We start from the raw sequence: 1,833 nt of genomic DNA on the forward strand, positions 1-1,833 counted from the left end.
CCGGAGAGCCGCCGAGTTGCGCGTGCCCGGACGGGCGCCCGGAAACCGGCGGACGACGGGTGCCCCGGCGCCGGTCACGAGCGTCACCGGTCGCTTCCCGCCCCTCCCCGCGCACGCTCGTGTGCCGCATGCAGCGGAGCCCGCTCCTGTTCCGTACGCCCGAGAAAGGCACCAATGCCCGTGCAACTGTCCAGAAGTCCGCAGTCGTCCAAGCCGACGAGCGATCCGACCGGCGAGCCGTCGATCGACTCGTCGAGAAGGGCACCGCTCGCCGACCTGATCGCCGTCTGTGTGCTCGTCCTGGCCGTCGTGGTGGCCTCGTCCGCCGTGACGGCCCTGGTCAGGAGCCCCCAGCGGTCGGCCGGGGCCGGTGACGCGGCGGCGACCGGCCGGCACTGGGTGAACACCTGGTCGGCGATGCCCCAGCTCACCGAGCCGGGCAACATGCCGCCCGCGCCGTTCACCGGCGACAAGGCCGTACTCGTCGACACCACGCTGCGGCAGACCGTGCACGTCACCACCGGTGGCGACCGCGTCCGGCTGCGCTTCTCCAACGCCTTCGGCGGCACCGCGCTGCCGCTGACCGCCGTGACCGTGGCGCTTCCGCTGGGCGGGCAGGCCGGGGTCGGTGCGATCGAGCCCGGCACGACCCGGACCGTGACGTTCAGCGGGCGGGAGTCCACGACCGTACCGGTCGGCGCCCAGGTGGTCTCGGACCCGCTGGACTTCACCCTGGCATCCGGCTCCAACCTGACTGTGACCGCGTATCTGGCGGACGGCCAGCAGTCCCTCGCCCTCACCTCGCACCCGGGCTCCCGCACCACCTCCTACCTCCGGCACGGCGACCACACGCGGGCCGAGGACCTCCCCGGCGCGACCCCCACCAACCACTGGTACCTGCTCAGCGATGTCGAGGTGCTCTCCCGCCCCACCACGACCGCGGTGGCCGTCCTCGGCGACTCGCTCACCGACGGCCGGGGCTCCACCACCAACGGCAACAACCGCTGGCCCGACCAGCTCTTCGACCGGCTCCAGGAGAAGCCCGGGACGAGGAACATCGCGGTGGTGAACCAGGCGGCCGGCGGCAACCGTGTCCTCAACGACGGCCTCGGCCCGGCCGCCCTCGCCCGCCTCGACCGCGACATCCTGGCCCACAGTGCCGTCGAACAGCTGATCGTCTTCGAGGGCATCAACGACATCGGCACGGCCGAGGCCACCCCCGCCGCACAGCAGCGCGTCACCGCCGACCTCATCGCCGCGTACGAGCAGATCGTCGTTCGCGCCCACGCCCAGGGCATCCGCGTCTACGGCGCGACCCTGCTGCCCTTCGACGGCAACACGCCGTACGACGACGCCGCAGGGCACCGCGAGGCGGCACGGCAGGCGGTCAACACCTGGATCCGCGGCAGCGGTCGCTTCGACGCCGTCCTCGACTTCGACCGCGCCGTCCGCGACCCGCAGAACCCGAGCCGGCTCCTCCCCACCCTCCACGACGGCGACTGGCTGCACCTCAACCCCGAGGGGTACCGGGTGCTGGCCCAAGCGGTTCCGGCGCGGCTGCTCCAGCGGAGGTGAGCGGGCCGGCGCGGGAGCGGGCTCCGACGGAGCCCCCGCCCGCGAGGTCCGGTCTGCCCGCCTGATGGGTCACAGACACCCAACCCGCCTCCTCGACCACACCTCCTCGACCACGAACGCAGGGATGACGAGCCGTTTCGCGGGAACCCGGCTCCCCTCGGAAGAGGATCACGCGTGAGGTGAGGACGGACATGGCACGAGGTGGCCGGCGGGGTGGTGAGCAGAGTGAGGAGGGGCGCGCTACGGGCCTGGGGCTGC

General features: G+C 72.9%; 1 protein-coding gene. It reads left to right on the top strand.

Going from position 1 to position 1,833, the window contains the following annotated elements; genetic code table 11:
• Window positions 1–276 precede the first annotated feature (276 nt).
• On the top strand, window positions 277–1,575 hold the full coding sequence (locus STRIP9103_RS13370; protein ID WP_078613895.1) for an SGNH/GDSL hydrolase family protein: 1,299 nt from the start codon (window positions 277–279) through the stop codon (window positions 1,573–1,575).
• The last annotated feature ends 258 nt before the right edge of the window (window positions 1,576–1,833 follow it).

Source organism: Streptomyces ipomoeae 91-03 (assembly GCF_000317595.1).
Classification (GTDB): Bacteria; Actinomycetota; Actinomycetes; order Streptomycetales; family Streptomycetaceae; genus Streptomyces; species Streptomyces ipomoeae.